At 59.0% G+C, this 651-nt stretch carries 2 protein-coding genes; one reads left to right on the top strand and one right to left on the bottom strand.

The features are described from left to right. A partial coding sequence (locus CG716_RS29410) for an integrase core domain-containing protein (RefSeq protein WP_234818101.1) occupies positions 1-366 on the top strand: 366 nt, incomplete at its 5' end. Positions 367-375: 9 nt separating this feature from the next. On the opposite strand, the gene CG716_RS30445 is transcribed toward CG716_RS29410, so the two are convergent. Beyond that, on the bottom strand, positions 376-600 hold the full coding sequence (locus CG716_RS30445; protein ID WP_094484668.1) for a hypothetical protein: 225 nt from the start codon (positions 598-600) through the stop codon (positions 376-378). Between the last annotated feature and the right edge of the window lie 51 nt (positions 601-651).

Raw genomic sequence — 651 nt, 5'->3', positions numbered from 1 at the left:
CTGCTGCTTGCTGCCGACGAACCATCGAACACCCTCCAAAATTTCAGGGTGTTGCTTCGACCGGTTGAACCTAGTCAATTTCGAAGCCGAAAGTTCGTCCACGCCTTGAGTCGCTACGACATGGTCGGCTCCATGGGCCGCGTCGGCGCTGCCGGCGACAATGCGGCCATGGAGAGCTTCTTCAGCCTGCTGCAGAAGAACGTGCTGGACCGCCGCCGGTGGGACACCCGAGAGGAGCTGAGGATCGCCATCGTCACCTGGATTGAACGCACCTACCACCGACGCCGACGCCAAGCCGCCCTCGGACGGTTGACCCCGATCGAATACGAAGCAATCATGACCACACCGGCCAGTCAGGCCGCGTGACCGAAACTGTCACCTGATCGTGCAGCAGACCCGCCGGTGGATCTGTTCAGCTGTATCGAGCTCGATCGGGCCGATCGAGTAGACCTCGACATGCAGCTTCGATAGAGCTATGTGAAGCGCCCAGATATTGCCACGATGCCAACTCGTGCTGGTGAAATCCACAAAATCGCCGAGCAGATACCGCCATGCTTCGATCTTCGCTTGCTGATGGCGAGTCCCCGTTACGGAGTCCACCCGGTTTTAGAGTCGGGTTGGTTTGATCCGTTCTCAGTTGATGCTGCAGGC

This window comes from Mycolicibacterium sphagni (assembly GCF_002250655.1).
In the GTDB taxonomy this organism is placed as follows: Bacteria; Actinomycetota; Actinomycetes; order Mycobacteriales; family Mycobacteriaceae; genus Mycobacterium; species Mycobacterium sphagni.
The sequence above is the reverse complement of the archived record's forward strand: the minus strand, read 5'-3'. Positions and strand labels throughout refer to the sequence as shown.